We start from the raw sequence: 23,703 nt of genomic DNA, 5'->3' as shown, positions 1-23,703 counted from the left end.
AGGTGAAGGCTAGCCGGCCGAGCGGGCGATGCGTTCGACTTCCTTGCGTACCTGGGCCTCGACGATGGCCGGCAGGTTGGCGTCCAGCCATTCCTTCAGCAGCGGGCGCAGCATCTCGGCGACCATGGCCTCGACGGTCGAGCCGCTGGCGAAGGTCAGGTCCGGGCCGCTGGCGGCCGGAGCGGCCTCGGGCTTTTTGAAGCTGGCGGCCAGACCGGCGAAGGCTGAGGCGGCGCTGGCGGCGGCGCTGTCGCCGACGAGCGAGTCGTAGCTGGTCGTCGGAACCGACGGGTGCTCGGGCGTGTGAACTTCCGGCGCGGCGTAGAGCGACTCGCTGACGGGTTCGACCGGGAACGGCTCGGGCTCGGCGGCGGACACGTCCAGATCGCCGATGGTTTCGGTGGCCGGGGCTTCATAGGTGTCGGTCAGCTCGAGGACGTCTTCCTCGGCCGCGACCGGCTCCTGCACAGACGGGGTCTCGTCCATGAACGCCGGCGAGACGACGGGCTCTTCAGCCGGAGCGGGCGCGGCTTCCGGCTCGGTCGCAGCAGCGGCGGGTGCGGCCGTTTCGGCCGGCGCGTCATCTTCGGAGATGATCCGGCGAATGGACGCCAGGATCTCTTCCATCGTCGGTTCCTGGGCGGTCTGGTCGGTCATGTCTAAACCCCGGATCGCACGCGTCGGCGCACGGAAATGAAGATGGCTCACGGCCGGTGTTACCCGTCCGCGTCAATCTCTCGTCGCATCAACGCCCGTAGGAATCAACGGGCGTTTTCGCCTGAAGGGCGAAAGCCGGCGATCAGTTCCGCGGCGCGGTCTGGACCACTTCCGACTTCAGCTGCTGGTCGATCGGCGCATCCTCCGCATCAACCGCAGGCATGACCGGCGGGGCGGCGACACGGTCGAGGGTCTCCAGCACACCATCCCACGGCAGGGCGCCGCGGTTGCGGACGCGGTTGTAGTTGGCGGCCGGGTCGTAGGCCTCGAGGGTCGGATCCAGATCCGGGCCTTCGAGGCGACCCATGGCGGCGAGGAGTTGGGCCTGGGCAACGTATTCGTTGCGCTGGGCGCTGGCCAGGGTGACCTCGGCGCTACGCAGCTCCAGCTCCTGGTTCAGCACGTCCAGGGTGGTGCGCAGACCAACCTGGGCCTCCTGACGCACGCCCTCGGCGGCGACGGTGGCGGCACGGACGGCCTCGCGACCGGCCTGCAGGGTCGAGCGGGCCGAGATCGACTGGGCATAGGCGCTGCTGACGGCCTGAAGCGTATTGCGACGCTCGCCCTCGACGCCGATCTGGGCGGCGTTGGCGCGCTCGCGGGCCTGGGCCACGCGCGAGCTGGTCAGGCCGCCGGTGAACAGCGGCACCGACAGGGTCGCGCCGGCACGGAAGGTGGTGTTGTTGGCCAGATCCGAGAAGCGGCCGATGTCGTTGGTGGCTCCGCCGTAAGAAGCGGTCACGCTGGCCGACGGCAGGTAGTCGGCGCGGGCGGCGGCGACCTCGGCCTCGGCGGCACGCAGGGCCCAGCCGGCCGAACGGACCGACGGATTATCCTGCATGGCGACGTCCAGCGCCGAGTCGAAGTCGGTCGGCACGCCTGGCAGCACCGGCATGGCCTCCAGGTTGCCCGGGGCCTGACCGACGACGGCGGCGTAACCGGCGCGGCTGACGGACAGCTGGGCCTGGGCCTGGGCCAGATCGGCTTCGGACTGGGCCAGACGCGCTTCGGACTGGGCGACGTCGGTGCGGGTGATCTCGCCGACCTCGAAGCGGGCCGACGATTCTTCCAGCTGGCGCTGCAGCACGCCGAGGTTGGCCTGACGAATGCGCAGGATCTCGGTGTCGCGAATCACATCGGCATAGGCCTGGATTACGGCCGCGAGGACGGTCTGTTCGGTATCGCGCAGGCCTTCGCGCCCGGCGAGGATGTTGGCTTCGGCGGCGCTGATCGAATGCCCGACCCGGCCGGCGGTCCACAGCGGCTGAGAAACCGAGACGCTGGCGCTGGCGCCGTCGCTCTCGACGTCCGGCCCGCCGTCCGTCCAGGTCTTGGTGTAATCGGCGCCGACCGAGGCCGACAGCGTCGGGCGCAGGCCCGCGCGGGCGGCGACGATGGTCTCGTCCAGGGCGCGCTGGTTCGCGCGCTGGGCCAGAATGGTCGGGTTGGTGCGGTAGGCCAGGGCAATGGCCTCCTGCAGCGTATCGGCCCAGGCGGGCGCGCCCACGCTCGAAATCACGGCGATGATGGCGGCCGAGGCGAGCACGCGCGAACGGTTCAGCATGACGATTCCTGCCTTGGGCGCAGACCGTGCGCCCTTCGTATCCCAGAGGCCTGATGCGGGACGGTTTACGCCCACGCCAGTTAAGTTTTTTTCACGCGGCCGGTCGGGAGTTCCGTCGCGGTCGCGGATCAGAGGGCGAAGGTGGGTTCCGGCCGCAGTTCCGCAAGCACCTGCGGCGCAGCATCGAACAGTTCGCGGCGCGAGACGCCCTGCTCGCCACGCACATAGAGAACCGCCTTGCCGGCCGCGCTGGACCGCTCGACGACGGCCAGACGACCGCCGACCTTCAGGGCGTTGATCCAGGCCTCGGGACGGCCGGGCACGGCGCATTCCGAGATGATGATGTCATAGCCCTCACCCGACGCGGCGGTCAGCGGAGCGACGACCGTCTGCACGCCCTCGTCGGCCAGAACCGGACCGACAACCTCGAACACAGCGGCGTCGGCTTCCTGGGCGGTGACCTCAAGACCCATGCGGGCCAGAACGGCGCCGGCGTAGGGGCCGGCGATAGCCAGGGCGCGCTCGCCCGGCCTGGCGCCCAGCGCCATCAGCAGCTTGGACAGGTCGCGGGCCAGCATCAGCAGGCGGCCGTTGGCGATCTCGGGCTGGATCTCGGCATAGGCCGAGAAGGCGCGATCGGCCGGAAGGAAGCGCTCGCGCGGGGTTTCCAGCAGCGCGGCCTGCAGCGCGCGGTCGGTGACATCATTCACGCGAACCTGGCTGTCGACCATGACCTTGCGTGCGGCGGCGAAATCCATGAGCTGGCAATCCTGCTGAAATCTGGCGCGCTTATAGGTCTGTGCGTTGCGGCGGACAATCCGATCTGATAGCGAACGCGCCTCGCGATGGTTGGCTTGGTCACCAAGGCCCCTACGGCCTGATGGCGGAGTGGTTACGCAGCGGACTGCAAATCCGTGTACGCCGGTTCGATTCCGGCTCAGGCCTCCATCGCGAGATTTCCCTTCAGGACAGCACAAAACGCCCCGCGCTGGCGCGCAGGGCGTCTTTTATCGCGTGCTGGAGACGTCAGATGGGCGCGGTGATCCAACCGATGGCGCTGGCTGCGCCGACGGCGGCCGCGGCGATGGCCACGGCCATCCCGATGCGCGCATTGCGATGAATGAAAACGAAAACGCCGCCTAACATGGCCACTACTCCCCCCGGAACCCGCCCACAGCGCCACAGCTCGAGCGATCCATCAAGGTGTACAAAGCGTTAATCGCGGATTGGTGATCGTTTTACGCCGATCGCGCGAAATGATGCAGGGCGATTCCCCCGGCTACCGAAACGTTCAGCGAATCGAACCCGCCGGCCATGCGAATCCCGACCGCCTGGCAGCGCGCGATGATCGATTCCGGCAGACCCGGCCCCTCGGATCCCAGAATCACAGCCACGCGCCCTCCCCTCGGCGCGTCATGCAACGGAAGGGTCGCGGACGGCGTCATGGCGTACGGGACGAATCCCCGCGCCTGCAGTTGATCGATGACCTCGGACATCTGCAGCCCCGTCGCCATCGGCGTGCGCAGCGCCGCGCCGACCGAAACGCGGATGGCCTTGCGATAGAAGGGATCGCAGCAACCGGCGTCCAGCAGCACCGCATCGGCGCCGAAGGCCGCCGCATTGCGGAAGATGCCGCCCACGTTGTCGTGGTTGCCGATCCCGCTGGCCACAACCACCAGAGCCTCATCGCCCAGCCCGTCCAGCAAGGCGTCGGCCGACGTCGCCGCCGGCTTCTCCCCCAACGCCAGGATGCCGCGATGCAGATGGAAGCCCGCGATGGCGTCGAGCACGCCCTGCTTCGCCACATGTACAGGCGTGTCGGCCGGGAGGGCCTCCAAGATGTCGCTCAGACCCTCGACCCGGTTCTCCGCCAGCAGCACGCCGCGAATCCCGCAGCGCGACTGTGGCGAGGCCAGAACGCGCAGGACGACCTCGCCTTCTGCGACGAACAAACCCTCACGCCCGGTCAGGTCTCTTTCGCGGATGTCCCGGAAGCCCGCGATACGGGCATCCGAAGGGTCTTCGATGAAGATGATGTTCAAAGTCCGATATTTCCCGTTGCGTTCGTCTGACTCGCGCTGCTATAGCGCCGGCCTTCCCGAGCGAAACCTCTTCCGCGGTAGCTCAGTGGTAGAGCAGCCGACTGTTAATCGGCTGGTCGTAGGTTCGAATCCTACCCGCGGAGCCACTCGCTTTTCCATGCGCTTCGGCGCACCGGGAGGATTCTCCAGACCGATCCGGTTTTCGCGCAGTCCGTCGCTGTGCGTTCGGGATCTCGCACAAGAAAAAAGCCCGACGCGGACGTCGGGCTGAAGAAGTTCGGTGATGGTGGGTGTCCTCGAAAAGGAAGACATCCCTCCGTTGAGCCGAATTGGTTAACGCATCGTAAATCAGACATCCGGCAGCCAGGTCCACTGACGCGCGCCCGCAGGGCCGTTCCACGCGACCCTCCACCCTTCCCCTGCTCGCTCGGCCGTCAGACTGTCGGTCCCGGCGCCCGGCCCCGGCCAGGCGAAGGTCGTGGAGCCCACCCGGATGGACTGCGCAGCGCCCGCGCCGGCCAGAACCACGCTCCAGTGGCCGGTCGCGTCGGGCGTCACCTGAAGCAACTCCGACCCCGCGGCGACCGCGACCCGGGCCACGCCTTCCGCCGCCTGGCCCGAGGCCAGTGCCGCCCGGCCGTCACTGTCCACGGCGCCGAGCGCCGGTGAATCGCCAAGACGGCGCGTCGGACCTCCTGCGCGAAGGACCGCGATCGGGCCATCGGCGAGTATCAACAGACGGTCCGGCGACACGGCGGCATCCTGCCCGACCTGGGTTTCGGGCCTCAGCACCAGATGCGCCCGTGGGGCGGTCATGCGAATCTCGAAGGCGCCCCGCTCGTCCGCGGCGGCCGCGAAGGCTGCACCCTCGTCGTTGCGCAGCACGACACGTGCGCCCGGTTCGGCCATGCCGGAAAAGATCAGCGTCGCGGGACCACGCCGGACGCCGGTGATCTCGGGCGGTTGCGTCCAACCCGTCGCCTGCGAGGCCGGGTCGACCTTGTCCGCCGAGCGCGGCGCGTCCGAACACGCGGCGAGCGCCGCAGACGCGCCCAGCAACATTCCGGCGAAGATGGCCCGTTTCATCCTGTGTCTCCGGAGGCTAGGACTGTCTGCCAGATAGCGCGCCGCATGCGCCGCTGTCTCCAATCGATACCGAGGCTTCATGTCCATCTCCATCCAGCCGTTCGACGGCAAGTCCGTCTGTCTGTTCTGCGGCTCGTCCGACCGTTCCGATCCCGCCTACACCGTCGCCGCACAGCAGTTCGGCGCCCAGACCGCGGCCGCCGGCTGGCGGCTGGTCTATGGCGGCGGAGGCGTGGGCCTGATGGGCGCCTCCGCGCGATCGGCGCACGAGGCCGGCGGCCGGGTGCTGGGTGTCATGCCGGGCTTCCTGCGCAGCCGCGAGCGCCTGTTCGACGACGTGGAAACCCTGGTCGTCACCTCGATGCACGAGCGCAAGACCATCATGTACGATCAGTCAGACGCCTTCGTGGTCGCGCCGGGCGGCGTCGGCACGCTGGAGGAGGTCATCGAGGTCCTGTCGTGGAAGCGTCTGGACCTGCATGGCAAGCCGGTGATCTTCCTGAATATCAATGGCTTCTGGGACACCCTGCTGGCCACGCTGGACCACAGCATGGCCTCGGGCATGACCCCCGACACCTTCCGCCAGGCCTATAGTGTGGCGAACACGGTCGAGGAGGCGATCGCGCAAATGCAGCGTGCGGACGATCTGCCTCACTTGAAACATGATCAGCGATAAGTAATCGTCGTTCAGAGAGCGTTGTGCGTTTCGTTTGACAACGCGCCTTGACAGTTTCTTTTAAAAACGCACAGTGAGGCTGTGGGGCTCTCCCTTGACGCCCCGACCTCATACGGAGTTTCCCATGCGCGCCCTGATCGTCGCCGCGACCCTGCTCGTCGCCGCCCCCGCCTTCGCCCAATCGGCCGCCTCGAGCGCCACCCTGGTGGACGCCTCGCGCGCCCCGGCCGCCCGCACCATCATCGACGGCGCCAACTGGCGCTGTGAGGGCACGTCGTGCACCGCCAACGGCGGCGCCAACCAGACCGCCACCCGCGCCTGCCGCCGCGTGGTCGCCCGCTTCGGCGCCGTGTCGGCCTTCACCTACAAGGGCGTCGCCCTGTCGGCCGAAGAACTGACCGCCTGCAACGCCTGATCCCTTCCGGATCGCACATATGAGAAAGGCCGCTCCCTGACGGGGGCGGCCTTTTTCGCACCTGCTTGTGGACAGCGCTTACGCCGCCTCGCCCTTGAGCCGCTTCACGATCCGGTCGCGGTCGATCATCGGCGCGATGGTCGCCATGTCCGGACCATGCGACTGGCCGGTCAGGATCAGGCGCAGCGGCATGAACAGGCCCTTGCCCTTGGCGCCGGTGGCTTCCTTCACGGCATTGGTCCAGGTCGGCCACAGGCTGGCGTCGATCGTCTCCGGCAGCACGGCCAGAGCGGCCTCGGCGAAGGCAGCGTCCTCGATCACCGGCGTGATCGGACCGCGAACGATGGCTGCCATTTCAATCACATCGGCGAACTTCTGAAGGTTCGGCCGCACGGCCTCCCAGAAGCCTTCACCCAGATCGGCGTCCAGATCGGCCAGACGCGGCTGGGCCACCGCGTAGCTCATCGCGTGCAGGGCCTGGGCGTTCAGACGGTCCAGATCGGCCGTGTCGTAGCGCGCCGGCGACCGGCCCATCTTGGAGAAGGCGAAGCTCTCGCCCAGTGCCTGGATCGAGGCGCCGACCTCAAGCGGGTCAGAGGTGCCGATGCGGCCAAGGTGGCTGGTGATGGCGATAGGCTCGTAGCCCAGATCGCGCATCTCGCTGATCGACAGGGAGCCGAGTCGCTTCGACAGGGCCGCGCCATCGGCGCCGACCAGCAGCGGCATGTGGGCGAAGCCGGGGATCGGCGCGCCCAGAGCTTCGAATATCTCGATCTGCGCACCGGTGTTGGTGACGTGATCCTCACCCCGGATGATGTGGGTGATGGCCATGTCGATGTCGTCGACGACCGAAGGCAGAGTGTAGAGAAACAGGCCGTCCTCGCGGATCAGCACCGGATCCGACATCGAGGCGGTGTCCACCTCGGCGTGACCGCGGGCCAGATCCTCCCAGGCGACGCGCTTGCCATCCAGCTTGAAGCGCCAGTGCGGACGACGGCCCTCGGCTTCGTAGGCCGCCTTCTGCTCATCGGTCAGTTCCAGCGCAGCACGGTCGTAGATCGGCGGCAGGCCGCGCGACAGCTGCACCTTGCGACGACGATCCAGTTCCTCGGCCGTTTCGTAGCAGGGATACAGGCGGCCTGAAGCCTTCAGACGGGCGGCGGCGTCCTCGTAGCGGTCGAAACGTTTGGACTGGTTGTCCCGCTCGTCCCAGAGCAGCCCCAGCCAGGCGAGGTCGTCCTCGATGCCCTGTTCGAACTCGGCGGTCGAACGGGCCAGGTCGGTGTCGTCGATGCGCAGCACGAAGCTGCCGCCCTGCCCCTTGGCGAACATCCAGTTCACCAGGGCGGTGCGCACGTTGCCGACGTGCAGTTTACCCGTCGGAGACGGGGCGAAGCGGACCTTGACGGACATTCAGACGACCTTGAGATGCAAGGCGGCTAGGTCGCGCCCACAGCCCTTCAAGTCAAGGCGTGCGCCGTATTCAGTCGTCGCGGTGGACGCGTTCCCGGCGCTCGTGACGCTCCTGGGCCTCGACCGACAGGGTCGCCGTCGGGCGGGCTTCGAGGCGACCAAGGCTGATCGGCTCGCCGGTTTCCTCACAATAGCCGTAGGAACCGTCCTCGATCCGGCGCAGGGCCTCGTCGATCTTGGAGATCAGCTTGCGCTGTCGATCACGGGTGCGCAGTTCGAGCGCCCGATCCGATTCAGACGAGGCGCGATCCACCAGGTCCGGGTGGTTCTCGGTCTCGGCCTTCAGGTTGATCACCGTGCCCTTGGACTCGCGAAGGATGTCATCCTTCCAGTCCATGAGCTTGGCCTTGAAGTAGGCCAGCTGCCGATCATTCATGAACGGCTCGTCGTCGGTCGGCCGGTAAACGGCGTTCTCGACGATACTGGACGCCAATGCGTTCATCGCACTCACGCTAAATCCATCAGCGCCCCCCTGTGGCGCACGCTGCGTATAGGGCTGCCAAGGAGTCGCGGCAACAACCCTCTCGCGAGCGTGAGCGGCTACGGTTCACCGATCAGTGTGACCGTGACAATTCTTCATCACACGGCGAAGTCGCACTCGCTTTTTCGGAACGATTTCGCTGATTTATGCGGCGGTTCGGCGAATTTCAGCCTTGGCCAACTCGACCGCAGCGCGAAGGTCGATCTGGTCCAGCACCTGGGTCAGTCCCGGATCGGCGTCTTCGGGGCGTTCCTCGCGGATGGTCCGGGCCAGCCGGTCCAGAGCCGCCTCGCCGGTCGCGCCATCCAGCAGAGCCAGTTTCAGATCATCCAGGCGATCCAGCAGGCCGCTGCCCCGGCGGATCGCTCGTCGGCGGCGCTCGGTCGGATCCTCGACGCCCTGCAGGGCCATCAGCGCGCAGACATCGGTCACCCCGCCCATGGCGCTGGTCGCCTGCGCCGCGCTGGCGGGAGCCGCGCCGCCGCCGGAGGACAAGGCGAATCCGCCCGACGCCTGACGGGCGGGACGCGAGCCTTGCGGGGCTGAGGGACCGGTTGGGCCGTTGACCTTCATGCGCGGCGACTCCTGGGCACGATGCAACATCGTCCGGCAGGGTCACCGTTTGGTTAATGGCCCGGCAAAAACTGCCGGAACAAGGCTACAGCGCCCGCAGAGAGTCGTTGTTTTTATTCGTGTTTCGGTTTGGCACAGAGCTGGCATCCCGGTCAGACGTAACGGATCCCGGATACCTGACCGATGCAGAAACTGCTGACCGCCCTCATCGCCGCCGCCGTGGCCGGATTCGCCTCTCCGGCGATGGCCCAGTCGCGGATCAAGGACATCGCGTCCATCGAGGGCGTTCGCACGAACCAGCTGGTCGGTTACGGACTGGTCGTCGGCCTCAACGGCACCGGTGACAGTCTGCGCAACTGCCCCTTCACCCGCCAGTCGCTGGAAGGCATGTCCGAGCGGCTGGGCAACAACATCCGCGGCACCAACGCCAACACCAAGAACATGGCCGCGGTGATGATCACCGCCGAACTTCCGCCCTTCGCCACGCCGGGCTCGCGCATCGACATCAGCGTCTCATCGATGTGTGACGCCAAGAGCCTGCTGGGCGGCTCGCTTCTGCCCACGACCCTGGAAGCCGCCGACGGGCAGGTCTACGCCCTGGGCTCAGGCTCGGTGCAGACCGGATCGGTCTCGGCGTCCGGCGCCTCGGGCTCATCGGTCACCCGCGGCGTGCCGACGGCGGGCCGGATCGCCGGAGGCGCCACCGTCGAGCGCGAGACCGGCTTCGAGATGGCCAATATGAACGAGGTGCGCCTGACGCTGCGCAACCCCGACTTCACGACGGCCCAGCGAGTCGCAGCGGCCATCAACCAGACATATCCGAACAGCGCCCTGGCCGAGAACGGCACCGTCATCGCCGTGCGCGCACCGGCGCAAATGGGCATGGCCGGCTTCATCAGCCGGGTCGAGAACCTGCCGGTCGAGGTCGACGCGCCGGCCAAGGTCATCATCGACGAGGTCAACGGCGTCATCGTCATGGGCGAGCAGGTGCGGGTCTCCACCGTCGCCATCGCCCACGGCAACCTGACCGTCTCGGTGCAGGAGAACCCGATGGTCAGCCAGCCCGAACCTTTCAGCCGCGGTCAGACGGCCGTGGTGCCCCAGTCCAGTGTCGAGGTGACCGAGGAGACCGGCACCCAGATGCGGATCGTCGGGGGCAGCGCGTCCCTGTCCTCGCTGGTGAATGGCCTGAACGCCCTGGGCGTCAGTCCCCGCGACATGATCAGCATCCTGCAGGCCATCAAGGCCGCCGGCGCCTTGCAAGCCGATATCGAGGTGATGTGATGAACCCGATCGATCCGACCACCTCTCCCCTCACCCCGGCGGCGCCGAACCGGAATGCCGAAGCGGCCGCCCGGATGCGTGAAACCGCGGAGGCGTTTGAGGCTTCCATCCTCAGCCAGATGCTGAAGCCGATGTTCGAGGGCCTGAAGACCGACGGCATGTTCGGCGGCGGTCACGCCGAGGAGACGTGGCGCGGCTTCATGGTCGACGCCATGGCCAAGCAGACCGTCAAGGCCGGCGGCATCGGCCTGGCCGATCAGGTCGTCGCCCAGATGATCCGCATGCAGGAGGAGCAGTCCGCATGACCGACCCCGCCGCCATCAACGCCACCGCCCGCATCCGTCAGCTGACCGACCTCACGCACCGCCTGACCGAACGTCTGACCGCGGAATCGAAGGCGTTCGAGGCCCGCCGCCCGCAGGACGCCATGGCCACCTTGGCCGAAACCCAGGAACTGGCGAACCTGTACCGGCGCGAGTCCGCCCAGGTGAAGGCAAACCCGGCCAGCGTGTCGGCGGCGTCTCCGGCCGACCGCAAGGCTCTTGTCGAGGCGACCAAGGCGTTCGAAGCCATTCTCGATACGCACTCGCGCGCCGTAGAGGCCGCCCGCACAATTTCCGAGGGCCTGGTCAAGACCATCGCCGCCGAAGTGGCCGGCCAACGCGGCAACCCGTCGGCCTATGGCGCCTCCGGACGGGCCAACGGTGGCGACACGCGGGCCGTCGCCTATAACCGCACCGCCTGACTTCGCCCTAAGGCTGTTCTTAATCTGCTTGCGGCATAGCTGGCGGCATGAACCTCGGATCGCGCCTGCTCGGCATGGCCTTCGCCTCTGCCGATCTTCTCTTCGAGTTGAAGGACGGGCGGATCGCCTTTGCGGTCGGCGCCGGTCCCGTTGCGGGCATCGATCCGGCGTCGGCGTGGTCCGGCCGACCTCTGAGCGAGGTTCTCGATGTCCAGTCCGCGTGCGAGCTCACTGACAACCTCGCCGCCCTGGGCTCCGGTCGACGTTCGGCGCCTATGGAGATCCGCGTCGTCACAGGTGACGGTCGCGCCCGTCGCGCCTCGCTGCGCGCCTTCGTCCTGCCAGAGATCGCCCCCGCCATCTCCTGCGCCCTCAGTTGGACCGGACCGGCCTTCGTTCTGGCCGTCACGACCGAGCCGCCGATCCTGGATGCGCGAGGCCTGATCAGCCGTCTTGAGGATGTGATGACGTCGCCGGGCGCGGACAACGGACTGTCGGTAGCCTTCGTAGAGGTGCCGGGCCTCGACACCGACAGCGACGAGCACCGCGCCGCCAGCGCCCGGATCGAGTCCGAGCTTCAGGCCGCGTCACTGAATGGCGCCTCCGCCTGCCGCCTGTCCGCCGACCGCTTCGCCCTGATGCGGGGCGCGGACGACCTCACCGATCTGGTTCGCACCGTCGAGGCCGCAGCCGCGGCCGAGGGACTCAGCCTGTCCGCCACGACCGCGACCGGCGACCTGAACGGCGCAGAGTCGGCCGTGGCCGTGCGCACGCTCCGTCTCGCTCTCGACGCCTGCCTGAAGGATGGGGTCGCCGCCGGGGCCAGCTTCGGCGAACGCCTCAAGGAGACCGTCGCCGACGCCGATCGCTTCCGCGGCATCGTTCGCGCTCGCGAGTTCCATCTGGTCTATCAGCCCATCGTTTCGCTGGAGAGCGGAGCAATGCACCACTTCGAAGCCCTGGCCCGCTTCAACGACGGCCCGCGCGCGCCGGTGGCCCAGATCGCGATGGCCGAGGAGTTGGGCCTGATCGAGGGCTTCGACCTCGCCGTCGCGGAAAAGGCGCTGGTCCAGATGCGCAAGGCCGGGTTCGGGCGCGCAAAGATCGCCATCAACGCCTCGGCCCTGTCGCTGACCGGCGATGCCTATGTCGAGAACCTGCTGCGGATGACCGCCGCTGCGACCGACGTGAGGGATCGCCTGCTGGTCGAGATCACCGAGACCGCCGCCGTGGCCGACCTGGAGGCCGCCAACCGCCGCCTCGCCGTCCTGCGCGATGCCGGCTTCAAGGTTTGCATCGACGACTTCGGCGCGGGCTCCGCCTCGTTCGACTATCTGCGCAGTCTGCAGGTCGACATGGTCAAGCTGGACGGCGTCTTCGTCCACGAGATCGCCACCGAGCAGCGCGCTCGCACGCTTGCGACCCACGTCATCCAGCTCTGCGCCGATCTGGGCGTCGCCACGGTCGCGGAGATGGTCGAGACCCAGGCCCAGGCCGATGCCCTGAAGGCGCTGGGCGTGAACTATGGTCAGGGCTGGCTTTTCGGCCGTCCGGGTCCGACACCGACCTCGCAGACTCAGTCGCGTCCTGTGGCCCGTCGCAGAGGCGAGGTCGTCGGCTGGGGCTGATCCAGCAGGATCGTCCGCCCGATCACGATGGCCTCGAGAAAGTCCGGATCGTGGCTGACCACGACCAGCGCGCCGTCATAGACCCGCAGCGCCGCCTCCACCGCCGCGATCGACTCCAGATCCAGATGGTTGGTCGGCTCGTCGAGGATCAGCAGTTGCGGCGGCGACTTGCCGGTCATCACGCAGGCCAACGCCGCCCGCAGCCGCTCGCCACCTGACAGGGTTCCCACCACCCGCTGCGCAGCCGTGTTGCGAAACAGGAAGCGCGCCAGGGCCGCATGAGCCTCGTTCGGCGTACCCTCCGGATTCAGCCTCATCCAGGCTTCCAGCAAGGACTCGTCCGGCCGCAGGATTGCCGCGTCCTGATCCAGAAGGGCGGCGGCCACAGGGCGTTCGACTCGGCCCGAAGTCGTCTCAAGCTCGCCCGCCAGCAGCTTCAGCAGTGTCGTCTTCCCGGCGCCGTTGGGGCCGGTGACGGCGATCCGCTCCGGCCCGGTGATCCGCAGCGAGGTCGGGACGAGGATGGTTCGCCCGGACGGCGCAACCCACGATGCCGCTTCCAGCACCGCCACGGTTCGTCCGGCGGACAGGCCGGTCGAGGGCATGGGAATATCCAGCGCACGGATGCGCTCCACCATCTCGCGCGCCTCGACCAGTTGAGCCTCCGCCTCTTCCGCCCTGCGCTGCGCCAGCGCATGCTCGCGCGCGCCGGAGTTCTCCGCTCGCTCGGCCATCGCGCCCAGCAGGATGCGCGGCTCGGACGCCTTGGCGGCGAAGGCCCGTCCGGCCTTGTCGCGTCGGGCCTTCCGCTCGACCGCCTTCTGGTTTTCGCGGAAGACGCGCGAGGCGTCGCGCTCGGCCGTTGCAAGATCCCGCTCCGCCGTCGCCCGCTCGGCTGCCTTGCGCTCGGCATAGAGGTCGTAGCCCCCGCCATAGGTCGCCACACCGAGCCCTGAAAGCTCGACGATCCGGTCCATGCGACGCAGCAAGGCCCGATCGTGGCTGACCACGACGACGCCGCCCGGCCAGCGGCCCAGCAGGTCGGCGATGGCGGCCCGTCCGTCTGCATCCAGATGATTGGTCGGTTCATCCAGCACCAGCAGGTCCGGCTGACGCAGCAGCAGGCCGGCGAGCCGAACCCGTGTCTGCTCTCCGCCGCTCAGCGACGCCGCGTGACGGGCCATTTTCAGCCCCGGTAGACCGACATCGGTCAAGGCCGCAGCGATCCGCTCGTCCAGCGTCCAGTCGGCCAGATCGAAGTCATCGCCATCTGCCTCGCCTGCCAAAACGCGCGCGACAATGGCTAGTGGTTCAGCCACGTCCAGCAGGTTTGCCACAGTTTCGGCCGGCCCCGCATCGCGCCTCTGTTCCAGCCACCCGACCGTGCCTGCGCGCGCGACGGTCCCCTCGGCAGGCTCGGCTTGCCCGAGGATCAGGCGCAGCAGGGTCGTCTTGCCGGAGCCGTTGCGGCCGACAATGCCTGTGCGCTCACGCCCGAAGGCGAGGCTCAGATCAGAGAAAAGGGTATGACCGTCAGGCGTGCGGGCCGCGACGCGATCGAGCGTCACGAGTGCGGATGCGGACGGGTTTCGGCTTGGGAGCGAGGGCATAGGCGAGCACGAGCAGCAACGGAGCGGAAAGGGCGAAACCGATTTCCAGCGTGCTGATCATGATCGTCGGGCCTCCAGTGAACTCACTCGATAGGGAAAGGATGGGTGCGAATGTCCGTGTCCGCAAGTCTTTTCGGCCTCGCGCCGCTGACGACGGCGTGACAGGGTGGCCGGCGGAGGGACCCGAAATGCGCCATCTGAAGCCGCTCGCCCTGTTGCTCCCGGCCCTGCTCGCCGCCTGCGCCAGCACGCCTTACGCCCCGACCGGCCCCGCCGATTTCAGCCCGATCGCCACAACGCCTGCACCGCATGCCCGGCTGTATGCCGACTGCATCGGCCAGGCGGCGACGGCCGGAACCTACGGGCGCGCCCACGATGCAGACACTGAGATGGTCCAGTTCACCTGCACGGGCGCACCGGCCCGCGCATTCTACGATGCCCTCGCCGCCCGAAGCGCCGAGGTGGGATCGGAGGTCGTCGCCAACGGCCGCACCTTCCGCTCGACCAACCGCATCATCGCCAACCTGTTCGGGGCCGACCACTGCTCCACCGGCGGCGCGGGCGATTACCGCTGCTCGCTCAGCTTCAACGCCGGCGAGTTCCTGAAACCCTGACCCGGACTTGTTGCCACCCTGTTGTCAGCAGACTGGCGACAGGTGGCAGGAGTTCCCATATTGTTCTTGCTGACTTGAGCAAACCATCCCCCATATAGCGCTGTCGCGCCGGACCCTCCCCGGCCCCTCCGCGTTCTCCGGATTCCATGACCGAAAAGCACAACTTCATCCGCGTGCGCGGCGCGCGCGAGCACAATCTCAAGGGCGTCGACATCGACATCCCGCGCGAGAAGCTGGTGGTCATGACCGGGCTGTCGGGCTCAGGCAAATCCTCGCTCGCCTTCGACACCATCTATGCCGAGGGCCAGCGTCGATATGTCGAGAGCCTCAGCGCCTACGCCCGCCAGTTCCTGGAGCTGATGGGCAAGCCGGATGTGGACCTGATCGAGGGCCTGTCGCCGGCCATCTCGATCGAACAGAAGACCACGTCCAAGAACCCGCGCTCGACCGTCGGGACGGTGACCGAGATCCACGACTACATGCGCCTGCTGTGGGCACGCGTGGGTGTGCCCTATTCGCCCGCGACCGGCCTGCCGATCGAAAGCCAGACCATCTCCATGATGGTCGACAAGCTGACGGCCCTGCCCGACGGCGAACGCCTGCTGCTGCTGGCTCCGGTCGTGCGCGGCCGGAAGGGCGAGTACCGGAAGGAGATCGCCGAATGGCAGCGCTCGGGCTTCCAGCGCCTGAAGATCGACGGCGAGTTCTACGCCATCGAGGACGCCCCGGCGCTGGACAAGAAGTTCAAGCACGACATCGACATCGTCGTGGACCGGATCGTCACAAAGCCCGGCCTCGAAGGCCGCTATGCCGACAGCCTGCAGACGGCGCTGGGCCTGGCGGACGGCATCGCCGTGGCGGAATGGGCGAACGCGGCCGAGGGTGAGAAGGAACCGCGCCGGATCACCTTCTCCGAGAAGTTCGCCTGCCCGGTCTCGGGCTTCACCATCAGCGAGATCGAGCCGCGGCTGTTTTCGTTCAACAACCCGTTCGGCGCCTGCCCGGCTTGCGATGGACTGGGCGTGAAGCTGGCGTTCGACGCCGATCTGGTGGTGCCGGATCGCGACAAGACCCTGCATGGCGGCGCGGTCGCCCCGTGGTCGCGAGGCCCCTCGCCCCTCTACACCCAGACGCTGCAGTCGCTGTCGACCCACTACGGCTTCTCGATGGACAAGCCGTGGCGCGACCTGCCGGCCAAGGCCCAGAACGTCATCCTCCAGGGCTCTGGCGGCGAGAAGATCAAGTTCGTCTATGACGACAACGCCCGGAAATACGAGACGCTGAAGGCCTTCGAGGGCGTGCTGCCCAACCTTGAGCGTCGCTGGCGCGAGACCGACAGCGCCTGGGTTCGCGAGGAGCTGGGCCGCTTCCAGTCCGAGACCCCGTGCGAAAGCTGCGGCGGCAAGCGTCTGAAGCCCGAGGCCCTGGCGGTGAAGATCGCCGGCGAGGACATCGCCGACATCTCCACCCTGTCCATCTCGCGCGCCTTCGCCTGGTTCGAGAGCCTCGACGGCCAGCTGACCGACAAGCAGATGGAGATCGCCCGGCGGATCCTGAAGGAGATCACGGATCGCCTGCGCTTCCTGAACAATGTCGGCCTCGACTATCTGAACCTGTCACGCAGCTCGGGCACCCTGTCCGGCGGCGAGAGCCAGCGCATCCGTCTGGCGTCGCAGATCGGCTCGGGCCTGACCGGCGTGCTCTACGTCCTCGATGAGCCGTCGATCGGCCTGCACCAGCGCGACAACACCCGCCTGCTGGAAAGCCTGATGGGCCTGCGCGACCTCGGCAACTCCGTGCTGGTGGTCGAGCATGACGAGGAAGCCATTCTGACGGCCGACTACGTCATCGACATGGGTCCGGCCGCCGGCGTCCACGGCGGCCAGATCTGCGCCCACGGCACTCCGGCCGAGGTGATGGCCAACCCGAACTCCCTGACCGGAAAATACCTGACCGGCGAGCGCGAGATAGAGCTGCCGCCCGAGGGCCGTCGCCCGGTCAATCGCAAGAAGATGCTGAGGATCTCGGGCGCGACCGGGAACAACCTCAAGAACGTCACCGGTGAAATCCCCGCCGGCCTGTTCACCTGCATCACCGGCGTGTCCGGCGGCGGCAAGTCGACCTTCACGATCGAGACCCTCTACAAGGCGGCCGCGCGTCGCCTGCACAACGCCTCGGACGCCCCGGCCCATTTCGACCGGATCGAGGGGCTGGAGATGTTCGACAAGGTCATCGACATCGACCAGTCGCCCATCGGCCGCACCCCGCGCTCCAACCCGGCCACCTATACCGGCGCCTTCGGCCCGATCCGCGACTGGTACGCGGGTCTGCCCGAGTCCAAGGCGCGCGGCTATGGCCCCGGCCGGTTCAGCTTCAACGTCAAGGGCGGCCGCTGCGAGGCCTGTCAGGGCGACGGCGTCATCAAGATCGAGATGCACTTCCTGCCGGACGTCTACGTCACCTGCGACGTCTGCAAGGGCAAGCGCTACAACCGCGAGACGCTGGAGATCGTCTTCAAGGGCAAGAGCATCTCCGACGTTCTGGACATGACGGTCGAGGAAGCCGCGCGCTTCTTCAACGCCGTGCCGTCCATCCGCGACAAGATGCAGACGCTGGAACGCGTGGGCTTGGGCTATGTCCAGGTCGGCCAGTCGGCGACGACCCTGTCCGGCGGCGAGGCCCAACGGGTCAAGCTGTCGAAGGAGCTGTCCAAGCGCGCCACCGGCAAGACGCTCTATATCCTCGACGAGCCGACAACGGGCCTGCATTTCGAGGACACCCGCAAGCTGCTGGAGGTGCTTCAGGAGCTGGTCGAGAGCGGCAACACCATCGTGGTGATCGAGCACAATCTCGATGTCATCAAGGTCGCCGACTGGCTGCTGGACTTCGGTCCCGAGGGCGGTGAAGGCGGCGGTGAGATCGTCGCGGTCGGCACGCCGGAAGAGGTCGCGGCCAATCCGAAGAGCTGGACCGGCAAATACCTGAAGGAGGTGCTGGACCGCCATGAGGAGCGCCGCAGGGCGCGCGTGGCGGACCTGAAGGCTGAAGCCAAGCCGGCCAAGGCGCGCAAGAGCGCCTGAGCCGGCTCAGGCCCGGATCAGCTCCGGGCCGCGCCCTTGTCGCCGACGATGTCGCGATAGGCCACCGCCGGCGGCGCCAGGAAGATGGCGTAGGTCAGGGCCGAGAAGAACGAGGTCACCACCAGATTGGCGATCATCGGCGCCGTGAAGAAGCTCTGGAGGCTGGTGTAATCGGCTTGCAGCATCTGGAACATTGCATCCAGCGAGCCGGCTGAAGCGCCGCTCAGGGCCATCATGAAGGCGAAGCTGATGGCGCTACCGAGGAAGGACACCATGATCCCCAGAATGCCGGCGAGCACATAAGCGCCGAGCAACGGCCAGAAATGCCCCTTCGTCGCCTTCCAGGACTGGAAGATCCGGATCCGCCCTTCGGCGAAGGTCATCGGTGCGGCGAACGAAAACTTGACCCAGAACGCCAGCAGTCCGGCGATCATGACCAGATAAAGCACAAGAACGATCAGGGCGGTGGCGATCCCCGCGCCAGCGCCGCCACCTCCGGCGGCCATGGCGATAACCGCAGCGATCACGCCGATGCACAGCGCCAGTGCGAACGTCAGGACGATCGACAGCGCCCAGAGTGCGACCAGCACCACGGCGAGGCGCAGTTCGGTGGCGCCCAGCCGCAGGTAGGCCATGCCGGATTCGGTCGGCCGAAGAACCGCCCGATAGACCGCACCGGTGAAGATCGAGAAAATCAGCAGCACGAAAGGCAGCAGTACCGCGTACATGCCCGCCATCTGTCCGAACAAGGCCGCAACCTCCGCCGGATCGGTGGCCGGCGTGTTGCTGGCGGCGATCAGTTGGCTCATCGAGTCACCGAAAAGGGCGACGATCAACGCCGAGCTGACCAGGCTGATGATCAGCGAGGCGAGAGCCCAGAACAGCATCACCTTCGGTTGGTGCCTTCCGATCCGGAAGCCTTCAAGTGCCGCGTCGGTCGCCGAAAAAGCCATCATGCCCTCCAAAGTCGAAGCGTCAGCCTAGCGACCTTGGCGCTGCGTCGCTAGAAGCCGCGCATGACGGCAGCTCCCAAACCCATTCATGTCATCGGCGGCGGCCTCGCCGGTTCGGAAGCCGCGTGGCAGATCGCCAATGCCGGCGTGCCCGTGATCCTGCACGAGATGCGCGGCGTGCCGGGCATCAGGACCGACGCCCACCACACCGACGGCCTTGCCGAGCTGGTGTGCTCCAACTCCTTCCGCTCGGACGACTGGGAGTTCAACGCCGTCGGCCTGCTGCACGCCGAGATGCGCGCGCTGGATTCGATCATCATGGCTTGCGGAGATGCCAACATGGTGCCCGCCGGCGGCGCCCTTGCCGTGGACCGCGACCAGTTCTCGCAGGCTGTGACGGCGAAGCTGGAAGCCCATCCGCTGGTCACCATAGTGCGCGAGGAGATCGCCGGACTGCCGCCCGAGGAATGGGACAACGTCATCGTCGCCACCGGCCCGCTGACCTCCCCCGCCCTCGCCGACGCCATCCTGAAGGCCACCGGCGAGGAGAGCCTCAGCTTCTTCGACGCCATCGCCCCCATCGTCCACGCCGACTCGATCGACTTCGACATCGCCTGGCGTCAGTCGCGCTATGACAAAGAGGGTCCGGGCGGCGACGCGGCGGCCTATATCAACCTGCCGATGGACAAGCCCCAGTACGAGGCCTTCATCGACGCCCTGCTGGACGGACCCAAGGCCGAGTTCAAGGATTGGGAGAACGTCCCCTATTTCGACGGCTGCCTGCCGATCGAGGTCATGGCAGAGCGCGGTCGCGAAACCCTGCGCCACGGCCCGATGAAGCCGGTCGGCCTGACCAATCCGCGCAACCCGACGGTCAAGGCGCACGCCATCGTCCAGCTGCGTCAGGACAATGCGCTTGGCACCCTGTTCAACATGGTCGGCTTCCAGACCAAGCTGAAGCACGGCGCCCAGACCGACGTCTTCCGCATGATCCCGGGTCTGCAGGATGCGCAGTTCGCGCGTCTGGGCGGCCTGCACCGCAACACTTTCCTGAACAGCCCGAAGCTGCTGGATCGTCAGCTGCGCCTGAAGTCGATGCCGCGCCTGCGCTTCGCCGGACAGGTCACGGGTGTCGAGGGCTACGTCGAGAGCGCCGCCATGGGCTTGCTGACCGGCCGTCTGGCCGCCGCGCAGGCTCTGGGCCGCGACCTCGCCCCGCCGCCGGCGGAGACGGCCATGGGAGCGCTGGTCGAGCACATCACGGGCGGACACCTCGAGGGATCGAAGTTCCAGCCGATGAACATCAACTACGGCCTGCTGCCGCCGCTGGAGGCGCCGAAGGTCGACGATGACGGCAAGCGCATCCATCCCAAGGAGCGCGGCCGGGCCAAGAAGCGGCTGATGAGCATCCGCGCGATGGAGGCCCTCAAGGCCTGGCGGGACGCGGCCGTCTGATGTCCGAAGACAACGAACTCGGCCGCCTGATCGACCGCCGCACCACCCTGCTCTATCGCCTCGACCTGATCGCGAAGGGCGCGCAGATCACCTACGACGACGGCACTCCGGTCGACATGGCGTCCGAGAAGGCGCGGCTGGAGGACGAAGTCGCCCGGCTGGATCGCAAGATCCTGTCGCTGCAACCGCCCGCCGGTCAGGCCTGAGGCTTCGCAGGCAGCGAAGTCGCGGCTAGACAGGGCGTACGGAGCCTCCCCGATGTCAGTCCTCGACTTCGCCCGCCGCGCGGTGCGCCGGAAGATCACCGATGTGTTCAACGACGCCGACAAGGGCGAGCGTCCGGTGCTGCGTCGCGCCGACGCCCTTTTCTCTCCCGACGAGGTCGCATGGCAGGTCAACGGCGACGTCGTCACCATGATGATCGGCGGCGTGTCCGGCCTGCTGCTGCAGATGCTCCACCCGGCGGTGCTGGCGGGTGTCTGGGATCATTCCGACTTCCGCGCCGACATGCATGGCCGGCTGCGCCGGACGGCGAAGTTTATCGCCACCACGACCTATGACCACGCCGATGCCGGCCGCGCCGCCATCGACAAGGTCAATCGCATTCACGCGAAACTGTCAGGGACGCTGCCGGACGGCACGCCGTACCGCGTCTCGGACCCGCACCTGCTGGCCTGGGTCCATGTCACCGAGACGATCAGCTTCCTCGACTCGTGGATCCGCTATGCCGAACCGGACATGTCGATGGCTCGGCAGGACGCCTATTTCGCCGACATGGCGCGGATGGGCGAGGCCCTGCATGCCGCGCCGGTTCCGCGCACCCGCGCCGAGGCCGAGGCCCTGATCCAGAGCTACCGCTCCGAATTGCGCGCCGATGCGCGCACGCACGAGGTCGCCGCGATGGTGATGCGCCAGACCGTGGGTCAGGCCTCGGTGGATCTGGCGGCCGGGGTCATCATGCAGGCGGGCATGGACCTGCTCCCTGCCTGGGCCCGCGCCATGCACGACCAGCCCGAGCGCCTGCCCCGCCCCCTGATGCTCGCCGGGGCGCACAGCACCGCCCGCTTCATCCGCTGGGCCTTCGAGAACTCGCCCAACAAGGCCGTCTGGCCTGCCGGGGTCACGGAGTATCCATGAGCCAGCCGTTCGACATCCGCATCGACGACCTCTCTGGCCAGCCGACCCGCGACCTGCTGGCGCTGCACCTGCGCGGCATGCAGGCGTATTCACCGCCGGAGTCCGTGCATGCGCTCGATCTGTCAGCGCTGAGCGGCCCGGACATCACGGTCTGGACCGTCTGGCGGGGCGAGGCCATCGCCGGCATCGGCGCCCTGCGTCAGCACCCGGGCGGCGTCGGCGAGCTGAAGTCCATGCGCACCCACCCGGAGCATCTGCGTCAAGGCGTGGCTGCGGCTCTGCTGGAGCACCTGATCGCCGAGGCCCGCGTCCGCGGCCTGACGCGCCTGAGTCTCGAGACCGGCTCAGGCGATGCGTTCGAACCCGCGCTCGCCCTGTATCGCCGACGCGGCTTCGCCAACGGCGACGCATTCGGCGGCTATGAGGCGACGGACTTCAACCAGTTCCTGCACCTGGACATCTGAGCGGGCTCGCTCAGATCCGCCCGGTCGCCACAGCCCAGGTCAGCCGCAGCCGCTTCACCGCTTCCGGCGCATCCGGCTTCAGCAGGGCCGCCGGCGCGACCGCCGGGAAGGCCGATGCCGGCAAGGCCTTCAGCGCCCGGTTCGCCTCGCCCCGCAGCGCGCGCGCCTGATCCGTCTGCCCCGTCTGGGCCAAAGCTCTGACCCGCGCCGCCGGAGCCACCGCGTCATCGAACCCCGCCCCGGCCAGCACATGCACCGCCGCCTGCGTCGGGCCGACATAGAAGGCGTCCAGATCGTGCGGTTCGCCGTGGACCCGGCCGATGTGCGCCTCGATCAGGGCGTCGAAGGGCTCGCGCGGCAGGGCGTGGCGGACGACGACGTCCGTCAGGGCCTCCAACACCGGATGGCCCTTGCGCGGCACGCCGGAGAAGACGCCGTCCATCTGCTCCCGCCACCAGGCGTAGCGCATCTCGGCCAGCAGCGGCTGGGTCACCCGCGACGGGATGGCCATCAGTTCCGCCTCGAAGGCGTACAGCACGATCAGGTCGGCGCGCAGGCCTTCGTCCGCCACGAAGCGGCTGGCCAGCCAGCGGTCGATGTCGGCGGTGCGGACCTGTTCGTCCAGCGTCGTGCCCTGTGCGCTCATCGGCTCCCTGTAGAAACGAAGGGCCGGGAAGGTCGCCCTCCCCGGCCCCGATTGGTCTGGCTGATATCGCGCCTTACGGACGCGAGGCCATGCCCAGCTTGATCGGCTTGGTGTCGTCTTCGGCCTTGCCGCCGCGCTTCACGCCCCACAGCAGGATGATCGGCGCGCCGACGTAGATCGATGAGTAGGTGCCAATCACGATGCCGAACATCAGGGCGATCGAGAAGCCGTACAGGGCCTCGCCGCCGAGGAAGGCCAGCGCCGCCAGAACCATGACGGCGGTGACGCCGGTGATGATCGTACGGCTCAGGGTCTCGTTCAGCGACAGGTCGATCACTTCGGCCAGCGGCATGGTCTTGTACTTGCGCAGGTTCTCGCGAAGGCGGTCGAACACGACGACGGTGTCGTTCATCGAATAGCCGATGACCGTCAGGATGGCGGCGACCATGTTCAGGCTGAACTCGAGGCGCATGATGACGATCAGGCCGAACGTCAGCACTACGTCGTGCAGCAGGCCGATGACCGCGCCGAAGCCGAACTGGGGCTCGAACCGGAACCAGATGTAGAGGAACATCAGGACGATGGCCGCGCCGAGCGCCAGCAGGCCGGACTGGAACAGCTCGCCCGAGACCTTGGAGCCCACGACCTCGACGCCCGAATAGGTCACCTGCCCGACGCTTTCGCTGATCGCACCTTCCACGCGCTGAACAATGGCGCTCTGGTCACTGCCTTCCGGGATCTGGAAGCGGACCACGGCGCTGGAGCCGTCGGCCGCGTTGTTGTCGCGTCTGGCGATGCCCTGCACCTGGACATCGCCCAGCCCCAGTTCGCCGACCGCGCCGCGCAACTGGTCGAGTTCGAGCACCACGCCCGCAGGCTTGGACACCTCGATCGAGGCGCCCCCGCGGAAGTCGATGCCCATATTCAGGCCGGGATAGAAGCAGCCGACGATCGAGGCGACCGACAGCACGACCGACAGGATGCCCGCCGGTAGCGCGTACTTCACGAAGCGGAAGTTCGTCTTCTGCGGCAGCAGTTTGATGAGAGGCCAACCACGCAT

At 67.5% G+C, this 23,703-nt stretch carries 25 protein-coding genes and 2 tRNA genes; 14 read left to right on the top strand and 13 right to left on the bottom strand.

Annotation, left to right across the window (positions count from 1 at the left end):
* Window positions 1–9: 9 nt before the first annotated feature.
* From ABDZ95_RS09890 to ABDZ95_RS09880, 3 genes are all read right to left on the bottom strand, one after another.
* Window positions 10–657: a DUF2497 domain-containing protein gene (locus ABDZ95_RS09890; protein WP_343793216.1), complete on the bottom strand. Its 648-nt coding sequence runs from the start codon at window positions 655–657 to the stop codon at window positions 10–12.
* A 142-nt stretch (window positions 658–799) separates the two neighbouring features.
* The gene (locus tag ABDZ95_RS09885) at window positions 800–2,281 is read right to left on the bottom strand and encodes a TolC family outer membrane protein (protein WP_343793214.1); all 1,482 of its coding nucleotides are present in this window, start codon (window positions 2,279–2,281) and stop codon (window positions 800–802) included.
* Between the two features lie 128 nt (window positions 2,282–2,409).
* On the bottom strand, window positions 2,410–3,039 hold the full coding sequence (locus ABDZ95_RS09880; RefSeq protein ID WP_343793212.1) for a protein-L-isoaspartate O-methyltransferase family protein: 630 nt from the start codon (window positions 3,037–3,039) through the stop codon (window positions 2,410–2,412).
* 116 nt (window positions 3,040–3,155) lie between these two features.
* On the opposite strand from ABDZ95_RS09880, the gene ABDZ95_RS09875 reads away from it, so the two are divergent.
* Window positions 3,156–3,229: transfer RNA gene (locus ABDZ95_RS09875), tRNA-Cys, on the top strand.
* A 290-nt stretch (window positions 3,230–3,519) separates the two neighbouring features.
* Here ABDZ95_RS09875 and ABDZ95_RS09870 read toward each other — a convergent pair.
* A complete protein-coding gene (locus tag ABDZ95_RS09870; RefSeq protein WP_343793210.1) occupies window positions 3,520–4,323 on the bottom strand; it encodes a TrmH family RNA methyltransferase in 804 nt (267 codons plus the stop codon).
* A 71-nt stretch (window positions 4,324–4,394) separates the two neighbouring features.
* On the opposite strand from ABDZ95_RS09870, the gene ABDZ95_RS09865 reads away from it, so the two are divergent.
* Window positions 4,395–4,469, top strand: a tRNA-Asn gene (locus ABDZ95_RS09865).
* A gap of 202 nt (window positions 4,470–4,671) precedes the next feature.
* On the opposite strand, the gene ABDZ95_RS09860 is transcribed toward ABDZ95_RS09865, so the two are convergent.
* Window positions 4,672–5,409, bottom strand: a complete 738-nt coding sequence (locus ABDZ95_RS09860) for a hypothetical protein (protein ID WP_343793207.1) — start codon at window positions 5,407–5,409, stop codon at window positions 4,672–4,674.
* Window positions 5,410–5,488: 79 nt separating this feature from the next.
* Between ABDZ95_RS09860 and ABDZ95_RS09855 the strand changes: the two genes are divergently transcribed.
* Together ABDZ95_RS09855 and ABDZ95_RS09850 are read left to right on the top strand one after the other, a co-directional pair.
* Window positions 5,489–6,085 (top strand): LOG family protein, encoded by a 597-nt coding sequence (locus tag ABDZ95_RS09855; RefSeq protein WP_343793205.1) that lies wholly within the window; start codon window positions 5,489–5,491, stop codon window positions 6,083–6,085.
* A 124-nt stretch (window positions 6,086–6,209) separates the two neighbouring features.
* Window positions 6,210–6,500, top strand: coding sequence for a DUF8200 family protein (locus tag ABDZ95_RS09850; RefSeq protein ID WP_343793203.1), 291 nt, complete (start codon window positions 6,210–6,212; stop codon window positions 6,498–6,500).
* 78 nt (window positions 6,501–6,578) lie between these two features.
* On the opposite strand, the gene gltX is transcribed toward ABDZ95_RS09850, so the two are convergent.
* The 3 genes from gltX to ABDZ95_RS09835 all read right to left on the bottom strand — a co-directional run bounded on the left by gltX (window position 6,579) and on the right by ABDZ95_RS09835 (window position 9,027).
* A complete protein-coding gene (gene gltX / locus ABDZ95_RS09845) occupies window positions 6,579–7,913 on the bottom strand; it encodes a glutamate--tRNA ligase (protein ID WP_343793201.1) in 1,335 nt (444 codons plus the stop codon).
* A 70-nt stretch (window positions 7,914–7,983) separates the two neighbouring features.
* Window positions 7,984–8,415, bottom strand: a complete 432-nt coding sequence (dksA, locus tag ABDZ95_RS09840) for an RNA polymerase-binding protein DksA (protein ID WP_343793199.1) — start codon at window positions 8,413–8,415, stop codon at window positions 7,984–7,986.
* A 183-nt stretch (window positions 8,416–8,598) separates the two neighbouring features.
* On the bottom strand, window positions 8,599–9,027 hold the full coding sequence (locus ABDZ95_RS09835) for a flagellar assembly protein FliX (protein WP_343793197.1): 429 nt from the start codon (window positions 9,025–9,027) through the stop codon (window positions 8,599–8,601).
* Between the two features lie 183 nt (window positions 9,028–9,210).
* Between ABDZ95_RS09835 and ABDZ95_RS09830 the strand changes: the two genes are divergently transcribed.
* From ABDZ95_RS09830 to ABDZ95_RS09815, 4 genes are read left to right on the top strand one after another with little or no spacing between them, the layout of a single operon-like run.
* The gene (locus ABDZ95_RS09830; RefSeq protein ID WP_343793195.1) at window positions 9,211–10,311 is read left to right on the top strand and encodes a flagellar basal body P-ring protein FlgI; all 1,101 of its coding nucleotides are present in this window, start codon (window positions 9,211–9,213) and stop codon (window positions 10,309–10,311) included.
* Window positions 10,311–10,616, top strand: a complete 306-nt coding sequence (locus ABDZ95_RS09825) for a rod-binding protein (protein ID WP_343793193.1) — start codon at window positions 10,311–10,313, stop codon at window positions 10,614–10,616. The genes ABDZ95_RS09830 and ABDZ95_RS09825 overlap by 1 nt, the downstream gene beginning before the upstream one ends.
* Window positions 10,613–11,056 carry a flagellar basal-body protein FlbY gene (locus ABDZ95_RS09820; protein WP_343793191.1) on the top strand — a complete coding sequence of 148 codons (444 nt, stop codon included), beginning with the start codon at window positions 10,613–10,615 and terminating at the stop codon, window positions 11,054–11,056. Before ABDZ95_RS09825 ends, ABDZ95_RS09820 begins: the two co-directional genes overlap by 4 nt.
* A 47-nt stretch (window positions 11,057–11,103) precedes the next feature.
* Window positions 11,104–12,684 (top strand): EAL domain-containing protein, encoded by a 1,581-nt coding sequence (locus tag ABDZ95_RS09815; RefSeq protein ID WP_343793189.1) that lies wholly within the window; start codon window positions 11,104–11,106, stop codon window positions 12,682–12,684.
* On the opposite strand, the gene ABDZ95_RS09810 is transcribed toward ABDZ95_RS09815, so the two are convergent.
* Together ABDZ95_RS09810 and ABDZ95_RS09805 are read right to left on the bottom strand one after the other, a co-directional pair.
* Complete coding sequence (locus ABDZ95_RS09810; RefSeq protein WP_343793187.1) at window positions 12,633–14,252, bottom strand: ABC-F family ATP-binding cassette domain-containing protein; 1,620 nt, start codon at window positions 14,250–14,252, stop codon at window positions 12,633–12,635. The genes ABDZ95_RS09815 and ABDZ95_RS09810 overlap by 52 nt on opposite strands.
* Window positions 14,218–14,355 (bottom strand): hypothetical protein, encoded by a 138-nt coding sequence (locus ABDZ95_RS09805; RefSeq protein WP_343793185.1) that lies wholly within the window; start codon window positions 14,353–14,355, stop codon window positions 14,218–14,220. Before ABDZ95_RS09805 ends, ABDZ95_RS09810 begins: the two co-directional genes overlap by 35 nt.
* 127 nt (window positions 14,356–14,482) lie before the next feature.
* Here ABDZ95_RS09805 and ABDZ95_RS09800 point away from each other — a divergent pair, with 127 nt between their 5' ends.
* Both ABDZ95_RS09800 and uvrA read left to right on the top strand, forming a co-directional pair.
* Window positions 14,483–14,908: a hypothetical protein gene (locus ABDZ95_RS09800; RefSeq protein ID WP_343793183.1), complete on the top strand. Its 426-nt coding sequence runs from the start codon at window positions 14,483–14,485 to the stop codon at window positions 14,906–14,908.
* Between the two features lie 146 nt (window positions 14,909–15,054).
* Window positions 15,055–17,988 carry an excinuclease ABC subunit UvrA gene (gene uvrA, locus ABDZ95_RS09795; RefSeq protein WP_343793181.1) on the top strand — a complete coding sequence of 978 codons (2,934 nt, stop codon included), beginning with the start codon at window positions 15,055–15,057 and terminating at the stop codon, window positions 17,986–17,988.
* 17 nt (window positions 17,989–18,005) lie between these two features.
* Here uvrA and ABDZ95_RS09790 read toward each other — a convergent pair whose 3' ends face one another.
* Window positions 18,006–18,941 carry a hypothetical protein gene (locus tag ABDZ95_RS09790; protein WP_343793179.1) on the bottom strand — a complete coding sequence of 312 codons (936 nt, stop codon included), beginning with the start codon at window positions 18,939–18,941 and terminating at the stop codon, window positions 18,006–18,008.
* A 63-nt stretch (window positions 18,942–19,004) separates the two neighbouring features.
* Here ABDZ95_RS09790 and trmFO point away from each other — a divergent pair, with 63 nt between their 5' ends.
* Genes trmFO through ABDZ95_RS09770 form a run of 4 tightly spaced genes read left to right on the top strand, consistent with a single transcriptional unit; the run spans window position 19,005 to window position 21,997 of the window.
* On the top strand, window positions 19,005–20,396 hold the full coding sequence (gene trmFO, locus ABDZ95_RS09785) for a methylenetetrahydrofolate--tRNA-(uracil(54)-C(5))-methyltransferase (FADH(2)-oxidizing) TrmFO (RefSeq protein WP_343793177.1): 1,392 nt from the start codon (window positions 19,005–19,007) through the stop codon (window positions 20,394–20,396).
* Window positions 20,396–20,602: a hypothetical protein gene (locus ABDZ95_RS09780; RefSeq protein ID WP_343793175.1), complete on the top strand. Its 207-nt coding sequence runs from the start codon at window positions 20,396–20,398 to the stop codon at window positions 20,600–20,602. Before trmFO ends, ABDZ95_RS09780 begins: the two co-directional genes overlap by 1 nt.
* A 52-nt stretch (window positions 20,603–20,654) precedes the next feature.
* Window positions 20,655–21,533 (top strand): oxygenase MpaB family protein, encoded by an 879-nt coding sequence (locus ABDZ95_RS09775; protein ID WP_343793173.1) that lies wholly within the window; start codon window positions 20,655–20,657, stop codon window positions 21,531–21,533.
* Window positions 21,530–21,997, top strand: coding sequence for a GNAT family N-acetyltransferase (locus tag ABDZ95_RS09770; protein WP_343793171.1), 468 nt, complete (start codon window positions 21,530–21,532; stop codon window positions 21,995–21,997). Before ABDZ95_RS09775 ends, ABDZ95_RS09770 begins: the two co-directional genes overlap by 4 nt.
* 10 nt (window positions 21,998–22,007) lie before the next feature.
* Here the strand turns inward: ABDZ95_RS09770 and ABDZ95_RS09765 are convergent, their stop codons facing one another.
* Both ABDZ95_RS09765 and secF read right to left on the bottom strand, forming a co-directional pair.
* Window positions 22,008–22,643, bottom strand: coding sequence for a squalene/phytoene synthase family protein (locus tag ABDZ95_RS09765; protein WP_343793169.1), 636 nt, complete (start codon window positions 22,641–22,643; stop codon window positions 22,008–22,010).
* A 73-nt stretch (window positions 22,644–22,716) separates the two neighbouring features.
* Window positions 22,717–23,703 (bottom strand): protein translocase subunit SecF, encoded by a 987-nt coding sequence (gene secF / locus ABDZ95_RS09760; RefSeq protein ID WP_343793167.1) that lies wholly within the window; start codon window positions 23,701–23,703, stop codon window positions 22,717–22,719.

It is taken from the genome of Brevundimonas kwangchunensis (genome assembly GCF_039523815.1).
Classification (GTDB): domain Bacteria; phylum Pseudomonadota; class Alphaproteobacteria; order Caulobacterales; family Caulobacteraceae; genus Brevundimonas; species Brevundimonas kwangchunensis.
Note: the sequence above shows the minus strand (reverse complement) of the source record. Positions and strands in the feature narration are given on the sequence as shown.

Coding starts and splice junctions, on each gene's coding strand:
- ABDZ95_RS09890 (WP_343793216.1), bottom strand. CDS start 657: ATGACCGACCAGACCGCCCAGGAACCGACGATGGAAGAGATCCTGGCG.
- ABDZ95_RS09885 (WP_343793214.1), bottom strand. CDS start 2,281: ATGCTGAACCGTTCGCGCGTGCTCGCCTCGGCCGCCATCATCGCCGTG.
- ABDZ95_RS09880 (WP_343793212.1), bottom strand. CDS start 3,039: ATGGATTTCGCCGCCGCACGCAAGGTCATGGTCGACAGCCAGGTTCGC.
- ABDZ95_RS09860 (WP_343793207.1), bottom strand. CDS start 5,409: ATGAAACGGGCCATCTTCGCCGGAATGTTGCTGGGCGCGTCTGCGGCG.
- ABDZ95_RS09855 (WP_343793205.1), top strand. CDS start 5,489: ATGTCCATCTCCATCCAGCCGTTCGACGGCAAGTCCGTCTGTCTGTTC.
- ABDZ95_RS09850 (WP_343793203.1), top strand. CDS start 6,210: ATGCGCGCCCTGATCGTCGCCGCGACCCTGCTCGTCGCCGCCCCCGCC.
- gltX (WP_343793201.1), bottom strand. CDS start 7,913: ATGTCCGTCAAGGTCCGCTTCGCCCCGTCTCCGACGGGTAAACTGCAC.
- dksA (WP_343793199.1), bottom strand. CDS start 8,415: ATGAACGCATTGGCGTCCAGTATCGTCGAGAACGCCGTTTACCGGCCG.
- ABDZ95_RS09835 (WP_343793197.1), bottom strand. CDS start 9,027: ATGAAGGTCAACGGCCCAACCGGTCCCTCAGCCCCGCAAGGCTCGCGT.
- ABDZ95_RS09830 (WP_343793195.1), top strand. CDS start 9,211: ATGCAGAAACTGCTGACCGCCCTCATCGCCGCCGCCGTGGCCGGATTC.
- ABDZ95_RS09825 (WP_343793193.1), top strand. CDS start 10,311: ATGAACCCGATCGATCCGACCACCTCTCCCCTCACCCCGGCGGCGCCG.
- ABDZ95_RS09820 (WP_343793191.1), top strand. CDS start 10,613: ATGACCGACCCCGCCGCCATCAACGCCACCGCCCGCATCCGTCAGCTG.
- ABDZ95_RS09815 (WP_343793189.1), top strand. CDS start 11,104: ATGAACCTCGGATCGCGCCTGCTCGGCATGGCCTTCGCCTCTGCCGAT.
- ABDZ95_RS09805 (WP_343793185.1), bottom strand. CDS start 14,355: ATGATCAGCACGCTGGAAATCGGTTTCGCCCTTTCCGCTCCGTTGCTG.
- ABDZ95_RS09800 (WP_343793183.1), top strand. CDS start 14,483: ATGCGCCATCTGAAGCCGCTCGCCCTGTTGCTCCCGGCCCTGCTCGCC.
- uvrA (WP_343793181.1), top strand. CDS start 15,055: ATGACCGAAAAGCACAACTTCATCCGCGTGCGCGGCGCGCGCGAGCAC.
- ABDZ95_RS09790 (WP_343793179.1), bottom strand. CDS start 18,941: ATGGCTTTTTCGGCGACCGACGCGGCACTTGAAGGCTTCCGGATCGGA.
- trmFO (WP_343793177.1), top strand. CDS start 19,005: ATGACGGCAGCTCCCAAACCCATTCATGTCATCGGCGGCGGCCTCGCC.
- ABDZ95_RS09780 (WP_343793175.1), top strand. CDS start 20,396: ATGTCCGAAGACAACGAACTCGGCCGCCTGATCGACCGCCGCACCACC.
- ABDZ95_RS09775 (WP_343793173.1), top strand. CDS start 20,655: ATGTCAGTCCTCGACTTCGCCCGCCGCGCGGTGCGCCGGAAGATCACC.
- ABDZ95_RS09770 (WP_343793171.1), top strand. CDS start 21,530: ATGAGCCAGCCGTTCGACATCCGCATCGACGACCTCTCTGGCCAGCCG.
- ABDZ95_RS09765 (WP_343793169.1), bottom strand. CDS start 22,643: ATGAGCGCACAGGGCACGACGCTGGACGAACAGGTCCGCACCGCCGAC.
- secF (WP_343793167.1), bottom strand. CDS start 23,703: ATGCGTGGTTGGCCTCTCATCAAACTGCTGCCGCAGAAGACGAACTTC.